The 21,599-nt window shown below is 68.9% G+C and carries 21 protein-coding genes and 1 tRNA gene; 12 read left to right on the top strand and 10 right to left on the bottom strand.

Annotated features, from left to right (window positions below):
* Positions 1 to 3: 3 nt before the first annotated feature.
* The 3 genes from hrpB to QSG27_RS14590 are packed head-to-tail and all read left to right on the top strand — an operon-like array spanning position 4 to position 4,381.
* On the top strand, positions 4 to 2,559 hold the full coding sequence (gene hrpB / locus QSG27_RS14600) for an ATP-dependent helicase HrpB (RefSeq protein ID WP_306707303.1): 2,556 nt from the start codon (positions 4 to 6) through the stop codon (positions 2,557 to 2,559).
* A gap of 13 nt (positions 2,560 to 2,572) precedes the next feature.
* Positions 2,573 to 3,100: an SLOG cluster 4 domain-containing protein gene (locus QSG27_RS14595; protein WP_306707299.1), complete on the top strand. Its 528-nt coding sequence runs from the start codon at positions 2,573 to 2,575 to the stop codon at positions 3,098 to 3,100.
* 45 nt (positions 3,101 to 3,145) lie between these two features.
* Entirely contained in the window at positions 3,146 to 4,381 is a 1,236-nt protein-coding gene (locus tag QSG27_RS14590; protein ID WP_306707297.1) for an adenylate/guanylate cyclase domain-containing protein, read from the top strand.
* A gap of 63 nt (positions 4,382 to 4,444) precedes the next feature.
* On the opposite strand, the gene QSG27_RS14585 is transcribed toward QSG27_RS14590, so the two are convergent.
* The 4 genes from QSG27_RS14585 to QSG27_RS14570 form a co-directional block, all read right to left on the bottom strand.
* On the bottom strand, positions 4,445 to 6,001 hold the full coding sequence (locus QSG27_RS14585) for a SpoVR family protein (protein WP_306707295.1): 1,557 nt from the start codon (positions 5,999 to 6,001) through the stop codon (positions 4,445 to 4,447).
* A 166-nt stretch (positions 6,002 to 6,167) separates the two neighbouring features.
* A complete protein-coding gene (locus QSG27_RS14580; RefSeq protein WP_306707293.1) occupies positions 6,168 to 7,460 on the bottom strand; it encodes a YeaH/YhbH family protein in 1,293 nt (430 codons plus the stop codon).
* Between the two features lie 50 nt (positions 7,461 to 7,510).
* On the bottom strand, positions 7,511 to 9,457 hold the full coding sequence (locus QSG27_RS14575; protein ID WP_306707291.1) for a PrkA family serine protein kinase: 1,947 nt from the start codon (positions 9,455 to 9,457) through the stop codon (positions 7,511 to 7,513).
* A gap of 785 nt (positions 9,458 to 10,242) precedes the next feature.
* Positions 10,243 to 10,632, bottom strand: a complete 390-nt coding sequence (locus tag QSG27_RS14570; RefSeq protein WP_306707289.1) for a response regulator — start codon at positions 10,630 to 10,632, stop codon at positions 10,243 to 10,245.
* A gap of 159 nt (positions 10,633 to 10,791) precedes the next feature.
* Here QSG27_RS14570 and QSG27_RS14565 point away from each other — a divergent pair, with 159 nt between their 5' ends.
* Positions 10,792 to 11,640, top strand: coding sequence for a DUF4743 domain-containing protein (locus QSG27_RS14565; RefSeq protein ID WP_306707287.1), 849 nt, complete (start codon positions 10,792 to 10,794; stop codon positions 11,638 to 11,640).
* 9 nt (positions 11,641 to 11,649) lie between these two features.
* On the opposite strand, the gene QSG27_RS14560 is transcribed toward QSG27_RS14565, so the two are convergent.
* From QSG27_RS14560 to QSG27_RS14550, 3 genes are all read right to left on the bottom strand, one after another.
* On the bottom strand, positions 11,650 to 13,203 hold the full coding sequence (locus tag QSG27_RS14560) for a hybrid sensor histidine kinase/response regulator (protein ID WP_306707285.1): 1,554 nt from the start codon (positions 13,201 to 13,203) through the stop codon (positions 11,650 to 11,652).
* Between the two features lie 154 nt (positions 13,204 to 13,357).
* Positions 13,358 to 14,209: a tRNA glutamyl-Q(34) synthetase GluQRS gene (gene gluQRS / locus QSG27_RS14555; protein WP_306707284.1), complete on the bottom strand. Its 852-nt coding sequence runs from the start codon at positions 14,207 to 14,209 to the stop codon at positions 13,358 to 13,360.
* Positions 14,210 to 14,296: 87 nt separating this feature from the next.
* On the bottom strand, positions 14,297 to 14,464 hold the full coding sequence (locus tag QSG27_RS14550; RefSeq protein ID WP_167525304.1) for a hypothetical protein: 168 nt from the start codon (positions 14,462 to 14,464) through the stop codon (positions 14,297 to 14,299).
* A 348-nt stretch (positions 14,465 to 14,812) separates the two neighbouring features.
* Between QSG27_RS14550 and QSG27_RS14545 the strand changes: the two genes are divergently transcribed.
* Both QSG27_RS14545 and QSG27_RS14540 read left to right on the top strand, forming a co-directional pair.
* On the top strand, positions 14,813 to 15,376 hold the full coding sequence (locus tag QSG27_RS14545) for an HNH endonuclease (RefSeq protein WP_306707281.1): 564 nt from the start codon (positions 14,813 to 14,815) through the stop codon (positions 15,374 to 15,376).
* A 27-nt stretch (positions 15,377 to 15,403) separates the two neighbouring features.
* Positions 15,404 to 15,562, top strand: coding sequence for a DUF1289 domain-containing protein (locus tag QSG27_RS14540; protein ID WP_306707279.1), 159 nt, complete (start codon positions 15,404 to 15,406; stop codon positions 15,560 to 15,562).
* Between the two features lie 25 nt (positions 15,563 to 15,587).
* On the opposite strand, the gene QSG27_RS14535 is transcribed toward QSG27_RS14540, so the two are convergent.
* Together QSG27_RS14535 and QSG27_RS14530 are read right to left on the bottom strand one after the other, a co-directional pair.
* Positions 15,588 to 16,217, bottom strand: coding sequence for a demethoxyubiquinone hydroxylase family protein (locus tag QSG27_RS14535; protein WP_306707277.1), 630 nt, complete (start codon positions 16,215 to 16,217; stop codon positions 15,588 to 15,590).
* Positions 16,214 to 16,741: a disulfide bond formation protein B gene (locus QSG27_RS14530; RefSeq protein ID WP_306707275.1), complete on the bottom strand. Its 528-nt coding sequence runs from the start codon at positions 16,739 to 16,741 to the stop codon at positions 16,214 to 16,216. The genes QSG27_RS14535 and QSG27_RS14530 overlap by 4 nt, the downstream gene beginning before the upstream one ends.
* Positions 16,742 to 16,878: 137 nt before the next feature.
* Here QSG27_RS14530 and QSG27_RS14525 point away from each other — a divergent pair.
* Positions 16,879 to 16,965 (top strand) — tRNA-Leu (locus QSG27_RS14525).
* A 167-nt stretch (positions 16,966 to 17,132) separates the two neighbouring features.
* Positions 17,133 to 17,525, top strand: coding sequence for a c-type cytochrome (locus tag QSG27_RS14520; RefSeq protein ID WP_306707273.1), 393 nt, complete (start codon positions 17,133 to 17,135; stop codon positions 17,523 to 17,525).
* Positions 17,526 to 17,554: 29 nt separating this feature from the next.
* On the opposite strand, the gene QSG27_RS14515 is transcribed toward QSG27_RS14520, so the two are convergent.
* Entirely contained in the window at positions 17,555 to 18,112 is a 558-nt protein-coding gene (locus QSG27_RS14515; RefSeq protein ID WP_306707271.1) for a rhodanese-like domain-containing protein, read from the bottom strand.
* A 445-nt stretch (positions 18,113 to 18,557) separates the two neighbouring features.
* Between QSG27_RS14515 and QSG27_RS14510 the strand changes: the two genes are divergently transcribed.
* The 4 genes from QSG27_RS14510 to QSG27_RS14495 all read left to right on the top strand — a co-directional run bounded on the left by QSG27_RS14510 (position 18,558) and on the right by QSG27_RS14495 (position 21,521).
* A complete protein-coding gene (locus QSG27_RS14510) occupies positions 18,558 to 19,544 on the top strand; it encodes an ABC transporter substrate-binding protein (RefSeq protein WP_306707269.1) in 987 nt (328 codons plus the stop codon).
* A complete protein-coding gene (locus QSG27_RS14505; protein WP_306707267.1) occupies positions 19,544 to 20,302 on the top strand; it encodes an ABC transporter permease in 759 nt (252 codons plus the stop codon). The genes QSG27_RS14510 and QSG27_RS14505 overlap by 1 nt, the downstream gene beginning before the upstream one ends.
* Positions 20,232 to 21,017 (top strand): ABC transporter ATP-binding protein, encoded by a 786-nt coding sequence (locus QSG27_RS14500; RefSeq protein ID WP_306707266.1) that lies wholly within the window; start codon positions 20,232 to 20,234, stop codon positions 21,015 to 21,017. Before QSG27_RS14505 ends, QSG27_RS14500 begins: the two co-directional genes overlap by 71 nt.
* Positions 21,018 to 21,092: 75 nt before the next feature.
* Positions 21,093 to 21,521 (top strand): hypothetical protein, encoded by a 429-nt coding sequence (locus QSG27_RS14495; protein ID WP_306707264.1) that lies wholly within the window; start codon positions 21,093 to 21,095, stop codon positions 21,519 to 21,521.
* Positions 21,522 to 21,599 lie beyond the last annotated feature (78 nt).

Here is a 21,599-nt window from a genome sequence, read left to right as displayed (position 1 = left end):
CCCATGAGCATCCCACCGCTTCCCATCGACCCCGTGCTTCCCGAGCTGCTGGCCGCGCTGGACGGGCGCGGCGTGGCGGTGCTCCAGGCGCCGCCGGGGGCCGGCAAGACCACCCGCGTGCCGCTGGCCCTGCTCGACCGGCCCTGGCTGGCCGGACGCAAGGTGATCGTGCTGGAGCCGCGGCGGCTGGGCGCCCGCGCCGCCGCCCGCCGCATGGCCGCGATGCTGGGGGAAAGCGTCGGCGAGACGGTCGGCTACCGCGTGCGGCTGGACACGAAGGTCGGACCGAAGACCCGGATCGAGGTGGTGACCGACGGCCTGTTCCTGCGCCAGCTTCAGGAGGACCCGGAATTGCCGGCGGTGGGGGCCGTGCTGTTCGACGAGTTCCACGAGCGCGGAATCGACAGCGATCTGGCGCTGGCCCTGGTGCAGGAGGCGCGCGGCGCGCTGCGCGACGACCTGCGGCTGGTGGTGATGTCGGCGACTCTGGACGGCGCCCCCGTCGCCGCCCTGCTGGGCGGCGCCCCGATGGTGACCAGCGAGGGCCGCGCCTTCCCGGTGGAGACCCGCCACCTCGACGCCCCTGCCGCCGGCACCCGCACCGAGGACGCCGTGGCCGCCGCCGTCCGCCGCGCCCTGCGCGAGGAGAGCGGCAACGCCCTGGTCTTCCTGCCCGGCGCCGGGGAGATCCGCCGCGTGCAGAGCCTTCTGGAGGGCGCGGATCTCGGCCCGAACACCGTGATCGCCCCGCTCTACGGCGACCTGACGGCGGACGCGCAGGACCGCGCCATCGCCCCCAGCCCGCCGGGCACGCGCAAGATCGTGCTCGCCACCCCCATCGCCGAGACCAGCCTGACCATCGAGGGCATCCGCATCGTGGTGGACGGCGGGCTGATGCGCGTCCCCCGCTTCGACCCGCGCAGCGGCATGACCCGGCTGGTCACCGCCAAGGTCTCCCAGGCGTCGGCGGAGCAGCGGCGGGGCCGCGCCGGCCGTCTGGAGCCCGGCGTCTGCTACCGCCTGTGGCCGGAGCCGTCGCACAAGGCGCTGGCCGCCTTCACCCCGCCGGAGATCATGGACGCCGACCTCGCCCCGCTGGCGCTGGAGCTGGCGGTGTGGGGCGTCGCCGACCCGTCGTCGCTGGCCTGGCTCGACCCGCCGCCCGCCGCCGCCATGGCCCAGGCGCGGGAACTGCTGCGGGAACTGGGCGCGCTGGACGCGGACGGCGGCATCACCGCCCACGGGCGCCGCATGGCCGGCTTCGGCGTGCACCCGCGGCTGGCCCACATGATGCTGAAGGGCAAGGCGATGGGGCTGGGCGCGCTCGCCTGCGAGGTCGCCGCCCTGCTGGGCGAGCGCGACATCGTCCGCGCCCTGCCGGGATTCCGCGACGCCGACCTGCGGCTGCGGGTGGAGCTTTTGCGCGGGCTGGACGATGCCAACAGCAAAGATGGCGGCCGGGTGCGCGGCGCGGGCCGTGGCCTGACCGTGGAGCGCGGCGGCGCCCAGCAGGCGTTGAAGCAGGCCCGGAATTGGAAACGGCAGTTGGGCGCGAAGGGCGGCGGCGGTGACCTCGGCAGCACCGGCCTGCTGGTCGCGCTGGCCTACCCCGACCGCATCGGCCAGCGCCGCCCCGGCGGCAACGCGGGCGGGGCCGCCGCCCAATACCGGCTGTCCAACGGGCGCGGCGCCTATTTCCAGGACGCCGAACCGCTGAGCGCCCAGGACTGGCTGGCGGTGGCCGATCTGGACGGGGCGGCCCGCGAATCGCGCATCTTCCTGGCCGCCCCGCTCACCCTGGCGGAGCTGGAGGACGCCTTCGCCGAGCACATCCGCAGCGAAACCCTGGTCGCCTGGGACGGGCGGGAGCAGACGGTGCTGGCCCGCCGCCGCCGCATGCTGTTCGCCCTGGCGCTGAAGGACGAGCGCCTGCCCAACCCGCCCGCCGAGGCCATCGCCGCCGCCATGCTGGAGGGCATCCGGGAGATGGGGCTGACCGCCCTGCCCTGGTCCGACGAGTTGCGCAAATGGCAGACGCGCGTCCTGTTCCTGCGCCGCATGGAGGGGGAGGAGTGGCCGGACGTCTCCGACTCCGCCCTTCTGGAGACGATGGAGGAGTGGCTGGCCCCCTTCCTGAACGGCGCGTCGCGCCGCGCCCATCTCGACCGGGTGGAGCTGGGCAACGCGCTGCGCAGCCTGCTGCCCTGGGCGATGCAGCAACGGCTGGACAAGGAGGCGCCGACCCATGTGGAGGTGCCCAGCGGTTCCCGCATTCCCATCGCCTATGACGGGGACGAGCCGGTGCTGGCCGTCCGGCTGCAGGAGATGTTCGGGCTGGCCGAGACGCCGCGCATCGCGGGCGGGCGGGTGCCGCTTCTGCTCCACCTGCTGTCACCGGCCCGCCGCCCGGTGCAGGTGACGCGCGACCTCGCCAGCTTCTGGGCCAACGCCTACAAGGCGGTGAAGGCGGACCTGAAGGGGCAGTATCCCAAGCATTACTGGCCCGACAACCCGCTGGAGGCCGAACCCACGGCGCGGGCGAAGCCGCGCGGACGGTGACGGGGAGGCGGACATGGCGATCATCGGGGTCATGGGGTCGGGGCAGGACGAGTGGGCGGATTACGCCGAGCCGCTCGGCGTGTGGATCGCCGAGGCCGGGCACGACCTGCTGACCGGCGGGGGCGACGGGGTGATGCGGGCCGCCGCGCGGGCCTTCCACGGCACGCCGGGGCGCCGGGGCCGCTCCATCGGCATCCTGCCGTCCGAACCCGATCCGCGGCGCGGCCATGCGCCTCTGCCCGGCTACCCGAACCCCTACGTCGACCTGCCCATCCTGACGCCCTTCGCGCGCAAGCCGCCCGGCGCCCCGCCCACGGAGCTGAGCCGCAACCACGTCAACATCCTGACCAGCGACGTCATCGTCGTGCTGCCGGGCCGCCACGGGACGCTGGACGAGGTGCGGCTCGCCCTGCGCTTCGGAAAGCCGATGATCGGTTTCGGCCCGGAGCTTGACTTTCGGGCCATGCCCGCCGAATTGCGGACAACCGGCGACTTCGCAACGGTCACGGCCTTCGTCGCGGACGCGCTGTCCCGCCGCTGACCGTTCCCCGTTGAAGAAGGTGCGACCTGTGGCAGGAGGGCGGGCATGGATGCGCAAGGGATTCTCGACCTCAGCCGCTGGATCGCGGAGGCCGGGCTGCGGGGAGTGCCGGAAACCGACCTCATCGGCGGCTTCTGCGAACGGCTGGTCGCGGCGGGGGTGCCGCTGACCCGGACGGTGGTCGGGGCGGACACGCTGCACCCGACCATCGCCGGCCACGTCGTCACCTGGGACAGCACCGGGCGCAACGCCGCCGAGGTGCGCCAGACCGATTACGGCGGCGGCGACGGCGATCCCGACATCGACGAGAAATGGCTGCGCAGCCCCTTCCACCGGCTCTACACCTCCGGCGAGACGATGCTGCGCCTGCGGCTGACCGACGCCGCGGAGGGCGGCGAGTTCCCGGTGATCGAGGAGTTGCGGGCGCAGGGCGCCACCGACTACATGGCCATCGTGAACCGGCTCGGCCCCCGCGCCGCCATCGGGGAACTGGACTGCATCTTCTCCTCCTGGGTGTCGCACCATCCGGACGGCTTCAGCGACGCGCAGCGGGACGCGATGCTCACCCTCACCGGGACGCTGGCGCTGGCGCTGCGCGGCCACGCCATGGCGCACATCGCCAACACGCTGGCGGAAACCTATCTGGGACGGGACGCCGGCCACCGCGTGCTGCGCGGCCACATCCGCCGCGGCGTGGCGGAGGAGCTGGACGCCGTGCTGTGGTTCAGCGACCTCCAGGGCTACACCCGCATCACCGACACCGCGGCCCCGGAGGTCATCCTGCCGCTGCTGAACGACTATGCGGAGCTGGTGGTGACGGCCATCCACCGCCACCGCGGGCAGGTTCTGAAATTCATCGGCGACGGCATCCTGGCCGTCTTCGACCGCTCCAGCGCCGGGGACGCCTGCCGCGCCGCGCTGGACGCCGCGGAGGAGGCGCGGGAGCGCTGCAAGGAGCTGAACAGCCGCCGTTCCGCCGCCGGCCTGCCGGTGACGCGCTTCTATCTGGGACTGCACCAGGGGAAGGTGTTCTACGGCAACATCGGCGGGGTGGACCGGCTGGACTTCACGGTCGTCGGCCCGGCGGTGAACGAGGCCAGCCGGATCGCCGCCATGTGCCGGTCGCTGGACCAGGACATCCTTCTGTCCTCCGCCTTCGCCGAATCCGCTCCGGACTGCCGGGAACGGCTGATCTCGGTCGGGCGCTACCTGCTGCGCGGCGTGGGCCGCCCGCAGGAGCTGTACACGCTGGACCCGGAGGCGCCTTCCGCAACGCCGTAAAGCCCCCACCCCAGCCCTCCCCTGCGTCAGCGGGGGCGGGCTGGGGGGCAACGGAGTGAGACATCACCCCCCCATGCCGCTGGGCGCGGTGACGGCGTGTTCCTTCAGGATGGCTTCGGACAGGGCCGACACCTCGACCAGTTGCACCTCGTAGCCCCACAGGTTGGCGATGTGGCGCAGCACGGCCTTGGCGTCGCTCTCGTCCAGCAGCACGCCGTTGGTCACGCGGTGGTGCAGGATCAGCTTGCGGTCGCCGGCCAGATCCACGTCCACGATCTGGATGTCCGGCTCCAGGAATCCCAGGTCGTACTGCCGCGCCAGCAGCTTGCGGATGCCGCGGTAGCCGCGCTCGTTGTGGATGTTCTCGACCAGAAGATAGGGGTCCTCCGCGTCGTCGCGCACGCTGAACATCTTGAACTTCCGGATCAGGTGCGGGCTGAGATACTGGAGCACGAAGCTCTCGTCGCGGAAATTGGCCCAGGCGTCGCGCAGCGCGCCCATGCCGTCGCCCCGCCCGGCGAGGTCGGGGAACCAGTAGCGGTCCTCGTCCGTCGGGTTCTCGGCGATGCGCTGGATGTCCTGCATCATCGCGAAGCCCAGCGCGTAGGGGTTGATGCCCGAGAAGCGCTGGTCGTCGAACTCCGGCTGGAACACCACCGAGGTGTGCGAATGCAGGAATTCCAGCATCGCGCCTTCGGTGATCATCCCCCGCCGGTGCATCTCGTTCAGGATGGTGTAGTGGGTGTAGGTCGCACACCCCTCGTTCATCAGCTTGGTCTGCTTCTGCGGATAGAAATACTGCGCGATGTGGCGGACGATGCGCAGGAGTTCGCGCTGCCAGTGCTCCAGCCGCGGGGCCTTCTTCTCCAGGAAATAGAGCAGGTTCTCCTCCGGCAGGCCGAGCAGCTTCTTGCGCTCCGACACCGACTTGGACGGGCGGCTGCCGCCGATGGAGACCTTCGGCACGGTGCGCCACAGGTCGTTGAAGGTCTGCTCCTGGTATTCCTGCCGTTCCCGCTCGCGCTTCTGCTCCAGCCGCAGGTCGAGGCTGCGCTTCTTCGGATACTTGTGCACGCCCTGGTTCATCAGCGCGTGGGCGGCGTCCAGCACCCGCTCCACCGCGTGGTGGCCGTATCGGTCCTCGCACTGGCCGATGTAGGCCTTGGCGAACTCCAGATAGTCCAGGATGCCTTCGGCGTCCGTCCACTGCTGGAAGAGCTGGTTGTTCTTGAAGAAGTGGTTGTGGCCGAAGGCGGCGTGGGCGATCACCAGCGTCTGCATCGTCATGGTGTTCTCTTCCATGATGTAGCTGATGCAGGGGCTGGAATTGATGACGATCTCATAGGCGAGGCCGCGGTAGCCCTTGCGGTAGAGCATCTCGTCGCGGGCGAAATGCTTGCCGAAGGACCAGTGCTTGTACATCAGCGGCATGCCGATGGACGAATAGGCGTCGAGCATCTGCTCGGCGGTGATGACCTCGATCTGGTTGGGATAGACGTTGAGGCCCATGTCCTTCAGGGCGATGTCCTCGATGGCGTCGTAGACGCGCTTGATCTGGTCGTAATCCCAGTCCGCCCCGTCGTAGAGCAGGCTGTCGGGCTTGTCGATCACAGCGGTCATGCCTCACATCCTCTCGAAACTCTGCGGGGTGCCGGCCCCGGTTCTTGATGCGGCCCTGCGATGGCTGAGCCTTGCCCCCTCCCTGACCCTCCCCGCTTGCGCGGTGGAGGGAACCGGCCCCCTCTCCCGCGCAAGCGGGGGAGGGTTTGGGGAGGGGGGCAGGAAATCAAACCCCCGCCTTGTCGCGGGCGAACAGGTCGCGGAAGACGGGGAAGATCTCCCGGCGGGAGCGGACGCGGCGCATGGCGATCGGCAAATCCGGCCCCTGGACCGTCTTGTAGGTGCGCCACAGCTCCGTCTCGCGGCCCAGCGCCGACAGGCCCATGTTGTGTTCCGCCGCCACCTCGATGTAGGCGAAATACTGGCACAGCGGCAGGATGCCGTCCCGCAGCAGGCCCGCCGACCGCGCGTTGTCCGACGACATGTTGTCGCCGTCCGACGCCTGGGCGGCGTAGATGTTCCACTCGTTCTCCGGATAGCGCTCCTTGACGATGCGCTGCATCTCCTCCAGCGCCGTGGACACCACGGTGCCGCCGGTCTCGGTGGAGTAGAAGAACGTGTCCTCGTCCACCTCCTTGGCCTCGTGGGTGTGGCGGATGAAGACGATGTCCACCGACCGGTAGCGCCGCTTCAGGAACAGGTAGAGCAGCATGAAGAAGCGCTTGGCGAGGTCCTTCATATGCTCCGTCATGGAGCCGGAGACGTCCATCAGGCAGAACATCACCGCCTGGGCGATCGGCTTCGGCACCGTCTCGAACCGGTTGTAGCGGACGTCGATCGGGTCGATGAAGGGGATGCGCTTGGAGCGGAGATAGTGCCGCTCCAACTGGTCGCGCATCTCCCGCAGCTTCTCGGGATCGTCGCCGCGGTCCTCCGCCTCGCGCAGAAGTTCCTCCAGCTCCAGCATCTCCGCCGGCTTGGGCCGCTTCAGCGCGATGCGCCGGCTGAGGCTGTTCCGCATCGTGCGGACGAGGTTCAGGTTGGCCGGCGAGCCGGTCACCGAATAGCCCGCCCGCGTCAGCGAATGGGATTCCGTCTGCTTGACCTTCTGCTTGACGAGGTCGGGAAGCTCCAGGTCCTCCAGGAAGATGTCCAGGAATTCCTCGCGGGACAGGACGAAGCGGAAATCGTCGTCGCCCTCCCCGTCCGGGCTGCCTTCGGAGCCGCCGCGCCCGCCGCCGCCCTCGGGCCGCGCGATGGTGTCCCCTTCCACATACTCCTTGTTGCCCGGCACGACGTAGTCGCGCACGCCGCCGGCCCCGGAGCGGTGGAAGGAGGGCTCCCGCACGCCACCGGTCGAGATGGTCACCTTCTCGCCGTTTTCGATGTCCTGGATGCCGCGTTTGCCGGAGGCATCCCGCACCGCCTTCACCACCTGTTCCTTGGCGCGCCGCAGGAAACGCTGGCGGTTGGCCAGGCTCTTGCCTTGCGGATTCAGGCGACGGTCGATGATGTTCATCAAGGGGGAGCCCCTCCTACCCGTTCAGGCTCGTGTGGCGAAGCGGACCGTCAGCCGGCCTGCTTCACGCGCATGTACCACTCGACCAACCGGCGGACCTGCCGCTCGGTGTAGCCGCGCGTCATCATGCGCGACACGAACTCGTTGTGCTTCTTCTCGGTCTCGCTGTCCTTCTTGGACCCGAAGCTGATGACCGGAAGCAGATCCTCCACCTGCGAGAACATGCGTTTCTCGATCACCTCACGGATTTTCTCGTAGGAGGTCCAGGCCGGGTTGCGCCCGGCGTTCGCCGCCCGCGCGCGCAGCGCGAACTTGACGACCTCGTTGCGGAAATCCTTCGGGTTGGCGATGCCGGCGGGCTTCTCGATCTTGGTCAGCTCCTGGTTCAGAAGCTCGCGGTTCATCAGCTGGCCGGTGTCCGGGTCCTTGAAGTCCTGGTCCTCGATCCATGCATCGGCATAGTCCACATAACGGTCGAACAGATTCTGCCCGTAGTCGCTGTAGGACTCCAGATACGCCTTCTGGATTTCGTTGCCGATGAACTCCGCGTAGCGCGGCGCCAGTTCGGCCTTGATGAACTCGATGTACTTCTTCTCGGTGTCGTCGGGGAACTGCTCGCGCTTGATCGACTGCTCCAGGATGTACATCAGGTGGACCGGATCGGCGGAGATCTCCGTCGAGTCGTAGTTGAAGGTCGCGGCCAGCACCTTGAAGGCGAAGCGGGTGGAGATGCCGTCCATGCCCTCGTCCACGCCCGCCTGGTCGCGGTATTCCTGCATGGATTTGGCCTTGGGGTCGGTCTCCTTCATGCTCTCGCCGTCATAGACGCGCATCTTGGAGTAGAGGCTGGAGTTCGGATGGTCGCGCAGGCGCGACAGCACCGAGAATTTCGCCAGCATCTCCAGCGTCGACGGGGCGCAGGGCGCGGTGGCGAGGTCGGAGCCCTTGACCAGCTTGTCGTAGATCCGCTGCTCCTCCTGCACGCGCAGGCAGTAGGGGACCTTGATGACGCAGATGCGGTCGATGAAGGCTTCGTTGTTCTTGTTGTTCTTGAAGGATTGCCATTCCGCCTCGTTCGAGTGGGCGAGGATGATGCCCTGGAACGGGATGGCGCCGATGTTCTCCGAGCCGACGTAGTTCCCCTCCTGGGTCGCGGTCAGCAGCGGATGCAGCATCTTGATCGGGGCCTTGAACATCTCGACGAATTCCAGCAGGCCCTGGCTGGCCCGGTTCAGGCCGCCGGAGAAGCTGTAGGCGTCGGGATCGTTCTGGCTGTACATCTCCAGCTTGCGGATGTCGACCTTGCCGACCAGCGAGGAAATGTCCTGGTTGTTCTCGTCGCCGGGCTCCGTCTTGGTGACGCAGATCTGGCGCAGCTTGCTGGGGTGCAGCTTCACGACGCGGAAGCGGGAGATGTCGCCGCCGAACTCGTCCAACCGTTTGACGGCCCACGGGCTCATCAGGCCGGTCAGGCGGCGGCGCGGGACGCCGTAGCGGTCCTCCAGCAGGTCGCCCATCTCGTCCGGGTTGAAGAGGCCAAGCGGACTCTCGAAGACCGGGCTGACCTCCTTGCCGGCCTTCAGGACATAGACCGGGCATTTCTCCATCAGCGACTTCAGCCGCTCCGCCAGCGACGACTTGCCGCCGCCCACGGGGCCCAGCAGGTAGAGGATCTGCTTGCGCTCCTCCAGCCCCTGCGCGGCGTGGCGGAAGAAGCCGACGATGCGCTCGATCGTCTCCTCCATGCCGTAGAAGTCGGCGAAGGCGGGATAGATCTTGATCGTCCGGTTCATGAAGATGCGGCCAAGGCGCGGGTCCCTGGCGGTGTCGACGACTTCCGGTTCGCCGATGGCGGCGAGAATGCGCTCCGGCGCGGAGGCATACATCATCGGGTCGTCGCGGCATTCCTGGAGGTATTCCGTAAGGCTCATCTCGACCTCACGGCGCCCCTCATAGGACTGCGTATAGCGCGTGAACAGTTCGTCGGCCGGGAACATTCCGCTCTCCGTGTCTCTTAGTCCGATGCGTCGGGGCTGCCGCCGGGGGACCCGGGCGGCGGGGGCGGCACCTGCCGCGAAATCTGGGGCGTCGCGGACCCAACGGTCCCGCGGCGTCTCCGCTCACCGTCGAAAGCCAGACCTTTTATCCAGTTGCGGTCCAAATGAAGCGCCCCCTTCGGAGTGCTAAACTCGAATGCTTCAAAACTGAATGTAATGCTCGACCTAGAGCTTTCCAGGCGGAAAGGCTTGATAGTCTGAAAAGACGTACAGGTGGCGAAACTGGTCGTCAGTAATAGACCGCGTGGCCTGGGTGTCCGGAAAGGCCGGGGTGCGGACAGCGGCAGAAGGGATGAAGGTCGGCGGGGCTGTGACTTCCAGCCGGCTTCCGGAACGCGGCCCGGATGCCGTTCGTCGGGGACTCGCTGGACTTTGCCGATCACCCATCGACCTCCAGAGCATCCTCGCGCCTTATCCCACCAAGGCGCTACGGTTAACGATCAGTGTGCCCACCGTTCCTTAACAACACACTTCCGTACCCATCGCCGCCGCTTCGTCTTGGGATATTAACGCATGGGCGATGGGCGTGGTCCACACCTTCCAAAGAAGGATGGTGAGCCTCATCACAGCAGATCAACAAGGCAGAAATTGGATGAGCCGCCGCCGCCGCTGCGGCGCACAAACTCCCTGGATTCCGGAACGCCGCTGGAATCAAGCACTTGATCGCGTTTTTGCAGTCCTGCCACAGGTTGGGGAAAAAGTGTGACCGGCGGGACCGCGGACTTTCAGCCGAGCTTGGCGCCCAGCGTCCCCCGCAGCGACTCCGGCGTGGCCGGCTTCACGATGAAGGTGTCGGCGCCGAAGGCCGCGGCCTCGTCCATGCGGCCCTGGTCGGCGCGGTTCGTCATGAAGACCACCGGCAGCGCGCGGTGACGGGCGTCGGCGCTGGTCCGCAGGGCTTTCAGAAACCCCAGCCCGTCCATCGGCTGCATCTCCACGTCGCAGACGACCAGATCGGGATCGTGCGCCCGGACGGCGGCCAGCCCGGCCTCCCCGTCGGCGGCCTGATGGACGGCGCGGAAACCCAGCGTGCTCAGCATCTTAGCCAGCACCATGCGGGTGAAGCTCTCGTCTTCGATCACCAGAACCGAAAAATCCCCGAACGCCGCCGGCATCGACCTGTCCCCTGAGTCCGATAGGCCGTGTGTGTACGCTGCAAGCACGCCCATTGCAACGGGCTGGCTCGACGGCCGGCCCGGGGGCGGGGGCGGCTCCGGGGGCGGCCCACGGAAGAACGGTTGCGGGCGGACGGCGCTGCCGCTACACGGGATCGCATGAGCCTCCTCGACCACATCCGCGCGTGCAACGCGCACGACCTTTCCGGCTTCCGTCCGTTCGAGCTGGAGGGGCACCGCCTCGGCTGGGTCCGCCACGCGCTGGCCGAGCAGCTTCCCGGCGTCGATCCGGGCTTCGTCGTCACCGCCGGGCGGGTGACGCTGGCGCCGGAGGTGCGCGATTTCGAAGCCCGGTCCTCCGTGCTGGCGCACGCCGCCCAGTTCCTCGTCGAGACGGGGGCGGTCACCGCCCTGCGCAACGAATTCTACCCGGTCGCGCCGGCCTGGGGGGCGGAACCGCTGCTGCGCATCGACCGCGCGGTGGTGGCGCAGTTCGGTACCCGGGCCTACGGCCTGCACGTCAACGGCTTCGTCCGCCGGCCGGACGGCGGCCTGTCGCTGTGGGTCGGGCGCCGCGCCCGCGACCGGGAGGTGGCGCCCGGCAAGCTGGACAACCTGATCGCCGGCGGCCAGCCCATCGGCCTGACATTGGCGGAGAATCTCGTCAAGGAGGCGCAGGAGGAGGCGGGAATCGACGCCGCCCTGGCCTCCCGCGCCGTTCCGGTCGGGGCCGTCACCTACCGCATGGAGACGGAGGCCGGGCTGAAGCAGGACACGCTGTTCCTCTACGATCTGGAACTCGATCCGGACTTCGTCCCGGTGAACACCGACGGCGAGGTCGAACGCTTCGAGCTGTGGCCGTTGGAGCGTGTCGCGGAATCCGTGCGGAGCACGCAGGACTGGAAATTCAACGTGAACCTCGTCGTCATCGACTTCCTGGTCCGCCACGGCTGGCTGACGCCGGAGGAGCCGGACTATCTGGAGATCGTGACCGGCCTGCGGCGGTGAAGGCGGCGCTCACTCCGCGGCGGCCCGCGCCTTCGCCTCCTCCAGGTGGGACGACAGCTCGGACAGGGTGACCGGCTTGTGCAGGACGGTGAAGCCGCTGCGCCGCGCCTCCCGGATGCGGTCGGGGCTGGTGTCGCCGGTCAGCAGGATGGCGGGGATGACCTCCCCGGCGAAGGCGTGGATGTCCCGGATCGCGTCCACCCCCGTCCGCCCGTAGCGCAGGCGGTAGTCGGCGACGATGACGTCGGGCAGCCGTTCCGCCCCTTCGAGCTGACGCAGGGCCTCCTCCCCCGATGCGGCGGCCAGCACGTCCCACCCCCATTGCTCCAGCACCAGCCGCAGGCTTTGCAGGATCAGCTCCTCGTCGTCGATGATCAGGACCAGACCGCCGGGCCGCTCCAGAGACGGCATTGCGCGTTCCATCCCGCTGGGACTCCAGGAAGCGTGCAAGGGAACCTCCACCGTAAAGCATGTGCCCTGCCCCGGACGCGACCGCACGCGGACCGGCAGGCCGAGCAGATGCGACAGCCGCTTCACCACCGCCAGCCCGAGGCCGAGACCGCGGCTGCGGTCGCGTTCGGCGTTGCCGAGCTGAACGAACTCCTCGAAAATCTCGTCGAGCTTGTCGGCGGGGATGCCGACCCCGGTGTCCACAACCTCGATGCGCAGGATCATCCCCCGCCGCCGGCAGCCCAGCAGCACACCGCCCGCCGCCGTGTAGCGGACGGCGTTGTCGAGCAGGTTGCGCAGCAGCCGTTCCAGCAGGACCGCGTCGCTGCGGACCTGGACCTTCAGCGGGTGCACCCGCAGTTCCAGCCCCTTGGCGCCGGCGCGCGGCCCATAGTCGGTCTTCAGCCGCTCCATCATCTCGGCCAGCGGGAAGAGCGCCACCTCGGGCCGCACGATCCCGGAGTCGAGCCGGGCCACGTCCAGCAGCGCGTCAAGCAGGGCGCGCATCGCCTCGACGGAGCGGTTCATCGTCTGGACCAGCGGCAACTGCGGATGATCGGCCAGCCGCTCCGCCAGAACCGCGCCGAACAGGGTCAGCGACTGGGCGGGCTGGCGCAGGTCGTGGCTGGCGGCGGCCAGGAAGCGGACCTTGGCCTGACCGGCGCGCACCGCCTCCTCCCGCGCGGCGCGCAAGCTCTCGTCCTGCCCGCGCAACCGCCCCTCCGCCCCCATGCGGCGGCTGGCGTCCACCGCGGTCATGACGATGCCCGCGGCCTCTCCGTCCGGCTCCGCCGGAAGCGGCGTCAGCGTGATGTCGAGCCAAGTCCCGTCGCCCGTCACGGTCAGTTCCTGGACCAGCCCGCGGCCCGCGGCGGCCATCGCCTGGGCGAAGCGGTCCGCCGCGTCCTCCCGGCCACCCCAGACGAAGGCGCCGGCCATGGACTGCCCGTCCAGGCGATCCCACGGGCAACCGATGGCACGCCGCATCGCCGCGTTGAGATCGACGATGCACCCCTGCCGGTCGAGCAGGGCGACCGCCACGCCGACCGCGTCGAAAATCCGCCGAATCCCGGCGGGAAAACGGCTGTTTCCCGCCCCATCCTCCTCTCCCATCGCTTGCCCCCTTCGGATTGCAAGCCGACCGATCATTTGAAAAAACAAACAATCAGTCGATATTCAAAAGATACGCGCAAGAGGATGGAGATTCCAGGCGACTCGCCTCAAACGGATAGCTTGCCGGGCCTTGTAATACTCACTTGGTGATAGATCATAACTCTTCCGGGAAGCCCGCAAGGGCGCGCACCGCCGCCGCCGTTTCCCCCGATTCTCGAAGCGAACGCAGCGTCTTGGCGTGATCGCGCTTGGCCAGCCGCTCGCCCCGCTCATTCACCATCAAAGGGTGATGGTGATAGTCGGGCGCACCGACTCGGAGAAGCGCCTGAAGGAGGCGGTGCACGTTCGTCGCGAAGAACAGATCCTCGCCGCGGGTCACCAGCGTCACCCCCTGGAGGTGATCGTCCACGGTGACGGCCAGGTGATAGCTGGTCGGGGTGTCCTTGCGGGCCAGAACGACGTCGCCCAGAATGTCCGGCCTGGCGTCCTGCCAGCCGCGCCGCCGGTCATGCCAGCGCAGCGGCCCGGTCATCGCCATGGCCCTCCCCACATCCAGCCGCAGGGCATAGGCTTCCCCCGCGGCGATGCGGTCCCGCCGCTCGGCCTCCGGCAGGGCACGGCAGGTGCCGGGATAAAGCGGACCGTCCGGTCCGTGCGGCGCATGGCCGGCGCGGGCGATCTCCGCCGCGATGTCCTTGCGGGTGCAGAAGCAGGGGTAGACGGCGCCCATGTCGCGGAGCCGCGCCAGGGCGGCGCGGTGATCCTCCATATGCTCCGACTGGCGGCGCACCGGCTCTTCCCAGGTCAGGCCCAGCCAGGCCAGATCCTCGCGCAGGTCGCGGTCGAACTCCGGGCGGCAGCGCTGCGGGTCGATGTCCTCGATGCGCAGCAGGAAGCGTCCGCCGGCCTTGCGGGCGGCCGTCCAGCCGAACAGGGCGGAATGGGCGTGCCCGAGATGAAGATGGCCGGTCGGGCTCGGCGCGAAGCGGGTGACGACGTCGGTCATTCCCGCCTTATACCCCAACCGCGCCCGGCCTGCATGAGGGACCGGCGCCACGGACGGGGCTCGGAGGCCCAGAGGTCAGATGTGGGGTCAGATGTAGGGATTGTCCTTGATGGGCTCGACGGGGATGTCCTCGCCCTCCAGATACATGGCGAGGCGGCGGCGCAGTTCGCGGTCGAAGGCGTCGATGCGGCGCTGGCGGTCGCGTTCCTCGCGCTCGGCGCGCTTCTGGGCAAGGTCGATGATCGTGGCGCTCATGGATGTCCCCCTTGAAAGCGTGGCCACCATCCCAGACCATGGTTAACGCTCGGTAACCACAATGACGGAAAATGCAGCCGGGGGAGTCCGCAACCAAATGTCACAGGCGATGCCGTGGCCGCCCGCAGACTTCGGAGCCATGTTCATCGAAAGGGTTACGGGATCATGAAGAAATGCCGCAGTGCGGCGCGAGATGTTGAGTTCGAAGCCCAAATCAACTATGTATCTGGTGTTCCGGTCGCCCGGCGACCCGTCGTCGGCGTCATGTCATCGACAAGGGGTTTGTCAGGCAGGGCGGGCGGAGCAACCAGATAGGTTCCAGACACGTTTCAGATAAGGGAGTGGCCATTGGCTCCACCACCCGATCACTGTCCGGCCCTGGTGCTGAACGCCGATTTCCGGCCGCTCAGCTACTTTCCTCTGTCGCTCTGGTCCTGGCAGGAGGCGGTCAAGGCCGTCTTTCTGGACCGGGTGAACATCATCTCCGAATATGACCGCATCGTCCGCTCCCCCACGTTCGAGATCAAGCTGCCGAGCGTCATTTCGTTGAAGGAGTTCATCCCGGCGACGCGGCGGCCGGCCTTCACCCGATTCAACGTCTTCCTGCGCGACCGTTTCACCTGCCAGTATTGCGGTCACCACTTTCCCACGCAGGAACTGACCTTCGACCACGTCACCCCACGGTCGCGCGGCGGGCGCACCACCTGGGACAACGTCGTCACCTCCTGCTCGGCCTGCAATCTGGCGAAGGGAAACAGGCTGCCGCACAGTTGCGGCATGATTCCCCTCAGTCCCCCGTTCCAGCCGAGTGCCTACCAGCTTCAGGAGAACGGACGTGCATTCCCGCCAAACTTCCTTCACGAAAGTTGGCGGGATTTTCTTTATTGGGACACCGAACTCGATCCGGTGTAGAACCGCCGCGATCGGGAGGGCTGGGCCATGGACGACGAAAGCATGGACGAGGGCGAGAACCCCTGCGTGGGCATCTGCATCATCGGCGAGGATGGCCGCTGCGAAGGCTGCGGGCGCACCGAGGACGAAATCTACGGCACGCCGCCCGCCCCGGCGGTGGCCGGGACGGACGGCGGGGCCGATTGAGCCGGCGGTTCGAATCCGCCTCAGCCTAAATCCGTTCGGCCACCCAGATGACCGCCTTGGTGCCGGCCTTGATGGCGGCGGACAGCACCGGATAGGCCGGCGCCTGCTCCGCACCGTTGAGCAGGCCGATGTCGCGGTGCTCCACCTCCTCCGCCTGGAACTTGAGGATGGAGCTTTTAAGCTCCTCCTCTTCCGGGCCGAGATGCTTCATCTGCGCCTCGTAATGGCCTTCGATCACCTCTTCCACGGCGACGGTGCAGGCCATGGCGGCGCGCTCGCCCATCACCGCGGTCCCGGCGCCCAGCAGGAAGCCGGCGACGTGCCACAACGGCTGAAGCACGGTCGGGCGCACCTGGCGGGAGACGAGCTGCTTCTCGAAATACTGGAGATGCTCCAGCTCCTGGTCGGCCATGTGGCGCAGGGTTTTGGCATGCCGGCCCCGGCCCATGACGGAGAGCTGGCCTTCGTAGATGCGCTTGGCCCCGTATTCCCCGGCATGGTCCACGCGCACGATGCGCGCCAGCCGCTGTTCCGGCGTCGGGTCGCCCGGCAGTCGCCCGCGCGGACGGGGCCGGGGAGCGGACGATTCGCCGGTGGACGGAGCGGCGGCGGACTTGGCGGCGGCGGTCTTGGCAGTGTCGTCGGGCGGGGTCATGCGAGGGTCCTGGAAACCGAGGTCCGGATGTAGGCGGCGCGCGCCGCCGCGAAGGCGAAGGCGGACAGCGCCAGCGAAATCACGACATTGTAGCCCGCCATCGAGATGCCGAACAGCGACCAGGCCACTTCGTCGCAACGGGTGACCGGGGCGGCGAGCACCTGGGCGCGCAGTTCCTCCAGCGTCTGGGGGGCGCGCCCGGTGGCGCCGCAGGCCGAGGTGCCGGCCCACCAATGCTGCTCCACCCCGACATGGTAGGCGGCGATTCCCGCACCGGCCAGCAGGGCCAGCCCGCTCGCCACCAGCAGGGCGTCGCCCAGCCCCCGCCATTGGCGGAACAGCAGGGTGACGATGCCGAAGGCCATCACCGCGCCGTAGGGCACGCGCTGCCACAGGCACAGGATGCAGGGCTGGTAGCCCAGCACGAACTGGAAGAACAGCGCGGCGGCCAGCACGCCGGCGCTGGCGGCGGCCAGAAGCCCGGCGGTGCAGCGCGGATCGTCGATGGGGAAGCGGTTCGTCATGGGGGTGAGATTAGCGCGCCCCACAGGCTTAGGCCAGACACGCCAGCGCATCCGCACAAAACACTTTGTCCGGAACGCGATTCCCCTCTATATAGCGGGCACCGGTCGCCAGGAGCGACGGGTCCGGCAGGCACCGTGCGGGCGTGGCGGAATTGGTAGACGCAGCGGACTCAAAATCCGCCGTCCTCACGGATATGTCGGTTCGAGTCCGACCGCCCGCACCATCCTCCCTCGCGCAACGCCGCCCTTGCCCCGGCGCCGGAAAGCCTCACGCTCCCTACGGGCTTGTTCCAAAGTCCAATTCGGCGGCCCCGCTCAGGCTCCTAAGATGCCCGCCATCAACCGCCGCCGCGCCCCGCGCCGCGGACCTTTGGCTGGGGAGCCTTCTCTCATGACCGTTTCCAGACTCGTCATCGCCGCCGCCCTTCTGCTCGCCGCCGGCACGGCCAACGCCGAAAGCGGGCCGCAGCCCAAGACGGCGGAAGAGGCCGCGGGCAAGCAGATCTTCCACCAGTGCGCGGCCTGCCACGCGCTGGATTCCAGCAAGAACGCCTTCGGCCCCAGCCTGTACAACGTCGTCGGGCGCAAGGCCGGCTCGGTTCCGCGCTTCGACTATTCCGACGCGCTGAAGGCGTCCAACATCACCTGGACCGAGGACAACCTGCGCCACTGGATCGCCGGCAACGACAAGTTCGTGCCCGGCACCCGCATGCGGCACGTCGCCATCACCGACCGGGCCGAGCAGGATTATCTGATCGCCTTCCTGAAGTCGCTGAAGCAGTAGACACCGGCAGGCCGGTTCCGGTGCGCCCGTCACGGCGCGGCGACCGGAACCGGCTTTCCCTCCTCGGTCGGCAGGCCGGCTTCGGCCCAGCCGTCCGCCCCGTCGCGGTACCAGTGGACGCGGCGGTAGCCCATCTCCACGGCGCGCTTGGCCGCGTTCCACGACGCCCAGCAATCCGCCAGACAGTAGAACAGCAGCCCCCGCCCGCGGTCGCCCGCGGTCAGCCGGTCCAGGTTGCTGCGGAAGTAGCCCTCCATCTCCGGCGTCAGCGAACCGAAGCCGACGCTGGGAAGCCAGACGCTGCCGGGGATCTGGGGAAAGGGCTTCGGCAGCAGCCAGGGGCCGCCGGGCAAGGTGCTGCGGTCCAGCTTCATCACGTTGACGGGAAGGACGGCGCCGGACTCCACCAGCGCGCGGGCTTGCGCCGTGTCCACCGTCTCGGCTCCGGGCAGCGACGCCGGGGTCGGCGACCGGTAGTCGCCCATCCGGTAGCCGTCGGGCACCGGCACCGCGTCCGCCGCCGCGTTTCCAGCCAGCCCGGCCAGCAGGAATGCCAGCCCGGCGGCGCCCAGCCATCGCCTGCGCACCGTGTCACCCTCCCCCTTTTGTTTTGTGGCATCCCACGAAATCCCCCCGTGCCCGGCGGGGTCAAGTTGCCCGATAGTCGAATACCGGGGTACGGACGGCGGGGCCTATGCTCACCCTCCGGTAGTCCGGAATTCCCATGTTCCGCCGCGCCACCGCACCGCAGAGGCCCGCTTTGCAAATGACGGCACGACGCACCATCATCAGGCTTGGAAGGCAGGGGATTAGGCTCTCCTGCCTCCCGGCCCGATCCTTGGCGGTTCAGGAGATCAAGGATGTCCCTGATCACCCGAAGCGGCAGGATCAGGAGTGTGAGGATTCTTTCCATCCTTCACGCCTCCTTCTGATGGGACACGGGCGGTGGACGGCCCGCCGCCCTGTCCACCGCGCAACCACGGCGCAGCCCATCTCCCATATAAATGCAATTTTTGACGCAGGGGCGAGCCCATGCGCCTGATGTCCCTCGCCCGGCTGCTGCTGGTTCTGGCGCTGGTCTGCGTGGCCGCCGTAACGCATGCGGCGGACCGCCCCACGGTGAACATCGGGGTGCTGAAGTTCGGCACGGTCGGTTGGGAGCTGGACGTCATCCGCCACCACCGGCTCGACGAGGCCGCCGGCTTCGAGCTGAAGCTGATGGAGCTGGCGAGCGGACAGGCGGCGCAGATCGCCTTGCAGGGCGGGGCGGTGGACATGATCGCCAGCGACTGGCTGTGGGTGGCGCGCCAGCGCGCGGCGGGGGCCGACCTGACCTTCATTCCCCATTCCGCGGCGGTCGGCGCGCTGATGGTGCCGGCGGCTTCGCCCATCACTTCCGTCGCCGACCTGAAGGGCAGGCGCATCGGCGTCGCCGGAACCCCCATCGACAAGAGCTGGCTGCTGCTGAAGGCGCTGGCCCGCGACCGCTACGCGCTCGACCTCGACGCCGCGGCGACGCCGGTCTTCGCCGCCCCGCCCCTGCTGAACCAGAAGGCCGCGACGGGGGAACTGGACGCGGTGCTGAATTTCTGGCCCTACGCCGCGCGGCTCCAGGCGGCGGGGATGCGGACGGTCATCGGCGTGGACGGGATGATGCGGCAGTTGGGCCTGTCGGCCAGCGTGCCGGCGGTCGGCTTCGTCTTCCATGAGGGCTGGGCGAAGGCCAACCCGGCGGTGCTTGACGCCTTCGTCGCCGCCTCGCTGAAGGCCAAGGCGATCATGGCGCGCTCCGACGCGGAGTGGGACCGGCTGCGCCCGCTGATGAAGGCGGAGGACGAGGCCACCTGGGCGGCGTTGCGCGACCAGTTCCGCGCCGGCATCCCCGACCGCTGGACGGAGGAGGAGCGCGCGGCCGCGGCCCGGCTCTACGGGCTGATGGCGAAGCTCGGCGGGCGGGATCTGGTGGGCGAAGCGATGGCCCTGCCGGACGGCACCTTCTGGCCGGAGGTCCGCTTCTGATGCGGTGGCGGCGGCTCGCCCCGGTCCTGTCGCTGGCTCTGCTGACCGGGCTGTGGGCCGTCGCCGCGGAACTGGCCGCCAGCCGCAGCCTGCCCGGCCCCGCCGCCGTGCTGTCCGTCCTGGCCCGCGAGGCGGCGGACGGCGCGCTGTTCCATCATCTGGGGATCACGCTGGCGCGCATGGCCGCGGCCTTCGTGCTCGCCATGTCCATCGGGTCGGCGCTGGGCATCCTGCTGGGCCGCTCGGCCACGGCGGACCGGCTGTTCGGGCTGTGGCTGACCGTGTTCCTGAACATCCCGGCGCTGGTCGTGATCGTGCTCGCCTATGTCTGGTTCGGCCTGACCGAGGCGGCGGCGGTCGGCGCGGTCGCCGTCAACAAGATCCCCAACGTCGTGGTCGTCCTGCGCGAAGGGACGCGCGCCATCGACGAGCAGTATGTCGAGATGGCGCGGACCTTCCGCATGGCGCGGTCCGACGTGCTGCGCCATGTGCTGCTGCCCCAGCTCACCCCCTACTTCGCCGCGGCGGCGCGGTCCGGCCTTGCGCTGATCTGGAAGATCGTGCTGGTGGTCGAGCTTCTGGGCCGCAGCGACGGGGTGGGATTCCAGATCCACCTCTACTTCCAGATGTTCGATGTGGCCGGCATTCTTGCGTACACCGTCGCCTTCGTGGCCGTCGTCCAACTCCTTGAGCTGTGCGTCCTGCAACCCGCCGAACAGCGGCTCTCCCGCTGGCGGCCGGTGCGCGCTGAGGCTTGAGATCCGCGCCAAGCGCTTCGCCGGGCGGGAGGTGATCCGCGGCCTGTCGCTGGCGGCCGCCCCCGGCGAATTCCTGGCGCTGGTCGGCCCGTCCGGCTGCGGCAAGACGACCGCGCTGAACATCGCCGCCGGGCTGGACCGCGATTTCGACGGGACGCTCGATTTCGGCCCTTCGGGTTTGGGTGGCCCGGAACCGGTCCTGGGGTGCGTGTTCCAGACGCCGCGCCTGCTGCCCTGGCGCACGGTGCGGCAGAACGTGGCGCTGGTGCTGCCCAAGGAGCGGCGCCGCGACGGCACGGTGGAGCACTGGCTGTCCGCCATGGGGCTGGAGGGTGTGGCCGACGAGTATCCGGCGCGCCTGTCCGGCGGCATGGCGCGGCGGGTGGCTCTGGCCCGCGCCTTCGCGGTGCGGCCGGGCCTGCTGCTGATGGACGAGCCCTTCGTCTCGCTGGACGAGCCGACGGCGCAGCGGATGCGCGCGCTCCTCGCCACGATGCTGGAGCGGTCCCCGGCCACCGTGCTGTTCGTCACCCACAATCTGCGCGAGGCGATCCAACTCGCCGACCGCATCCTGGTGATGGCCCCCGGCCCGACGCGCGTGGCGGCGGAGGTGCCGCTGGACACGCCGCGCGCCCGGCGCGACGACGCGCTGGTGGAGCGCGTGCGGGCGGAACTGCTGGCCCGGCCCGAGCCGGCCTTCCGGCTGCTGGCCTGAGTTTTTCGCCGGAACTGTGAAGCGGCTCACACCCGCCGCGGCCCGCCGGGCGCATCCTCCCCGGTGGAGGTGAACATGCGCACCCTGTTCCTGCCCTTACGTCTGCTGGGCGCCGGTCTGGCGTTCCTGTCCACGGCGGCGCTCGCTGGGGAGATCGTGATCCTCGACTCGAAGGGCCACGGCCCCAACCATGCCGACCGGTCGCGCGATCTGGCGATCTTCAGCGACCCCTTCACCGGCAACTCCATCGTCATCATCGAACGCCCGACGCGCGACGAGGAGCTCGGGCGCCGCGATCCCGGCCTGGAGGCCCGGCGCGCCACGCGCAAGGCGGAGGCGAAGCGGCGCAGCAAGGACAAGGACTGGCCCGAAGAGTTCGAGGGCCACGCCCTGGACGGCTTCGGGTGGTTCGACGGCCCGGTGCCGCTCGGCTTCGGGCGTGGCGATCCGGGGCAGGAGGCGGCGCGCGCCGCCGCGGACGCGCGCCGGATGAGGAACCGCTAAATGGTGCATCCGGCAAGATGAGGGAATTTTAGCGGCGCGAGCGGGTTGAAGGGGAAGTTCCCCTCCAAGGTGGCGTGC

The organism is Azospirillum isscasi, from assembly GCF_030849505.1.
Taxonomy (GTDB): Bacteria; Pseudomonadota; Alphaproteobacteria; order Azospirillales; family Azospirillaceae; genus Azospirillum; species Azospirillum isscasi.
Note: the sequence above shows the minus strand (reverse complement) of the source record. Positions and strands in the feature narration are given on the sequence as shown.

Coding starts and splice junctions, on each gene's coding strand:
- hrpB (WP_306707303.1), top strand. CDS start 4: ATGAGCATCCCACCGCTTCCCATCGACCCCGTGCTTCCCGAGCTGCTG.
- QSG27_RS14595 (WP_306707299.1), top strand. CDS start 2,573: ATGGCGATCATCGGGGTCATGGGGTCGGGGCAGGACGAGTGGGCGGAT.
- QSG27_RS14590 (WP_306707297.1), top strand. CDS start 3,146: ATGGATGCGCAAGGGATTCTCGACCTCAGCCGCTGGATCGCGGAGGCC.
- QSG27_RS14585 (WP_306707295.1), bottom strand. CDS start 6,001: ATGACCGCTGTGATCGACAAGCCCGACAGCCTGCTCTACGACGGGGCG.
- QSG27_RS14580 (WP_306707293.1), bottom strand. CDS start 7,460: ATGAACATCATCGACCGTCGCCTGAATCCGCAAGGCAAGAGCCTGGCC.
- QSG27_RS14575 (WP_306707291.1), bottom strand. CDS start 9,457: ATGTTCCCGGCCGACGAACTGTTCACGCGCTATACGCAGTCCTATGAG.
- QSG27_RS14570 (WP_306707289.1), bottom strand. CDS start 10,632: ATGCCGGCGGCGTTCGGGGATTTTTCGGTTCTGGTGATCGAAGACGAG.
- QSG27_RS14565 (WP_306707287.1), top strand. CDS start 10,792: ATGAGCCTCCTCGACCACATCCGCGCGTGCAACGCGCACGACCTTTCC.
- QSG27_RS14560 (WP_306707285.1), bottom strand. CDS start 13,203: ATGGGAGAGGAGGATGGGGCGGGAAACAGCCGTTTTCCCGCCGGGATT.
- gluQRS (WP_306707284.1), bottom strand. CDS start 14,209: ATGACCGACGTCGTCACCCGCTTCGCGCCGAGCCCGACCGGCCATCTT.
- QSG27_RS14550 (WP_167525304.1), bottom strand. CDS start 14,464: ATGAGCGCCACGATCATCGACCTTGCCCAGAAGCGCGCCGAGCGCGAG.
- QSG27_RS14540 (WP_306707279.1), top strand. CDS start 15,404: ATGGACGACGAAAGCATGGACGAGGGCGAGAACCCCTGCGTGGGCATC.
- QSG27_RS14535 (WP_306707277.1), bottom strand. CDS start 16,217: ATGACCCCGCCCGACGACACTGCCAAGACCGCCGCCGCCAAGTCCGCC.
- QSG27_RS14530 (WP_306707275.1), bottom strand. CDS start 16,741: ATGACGAACCGCTTCCCCATCGACGATCCGCGCTGCACCGCCGGGCTT.
- QSG27_RS14520 (WP_306707273.1), top strand. CDS start 17,133: ATGACCGTTTCCAGACTCGTCATCGCCGCCGCCCTTCTGCTCGCCGCC.
- QSG27_RS14510 (WP_306707269.1), top strand. CDS start 18,558: ATGCGCCTGATGTCCCTCGCCCGGCTGCTGCTGGTTCTGGCGCTGGTC.
- QSG27_RS14505 (WP_306707267.1), top strand. CDS start 19,544: ATGCGGTGGCGGCGGCTCGCCCCGGTCCTGTCGCTGGCTCTGCTGACC.
- QSG27_RS14495 (WP_306707264.1), top strand. CDS start 21,093: ATGCGCACCCTGTTCCTGCCCTTACGTCTGCTGGGCGCCGGTCTGGCG.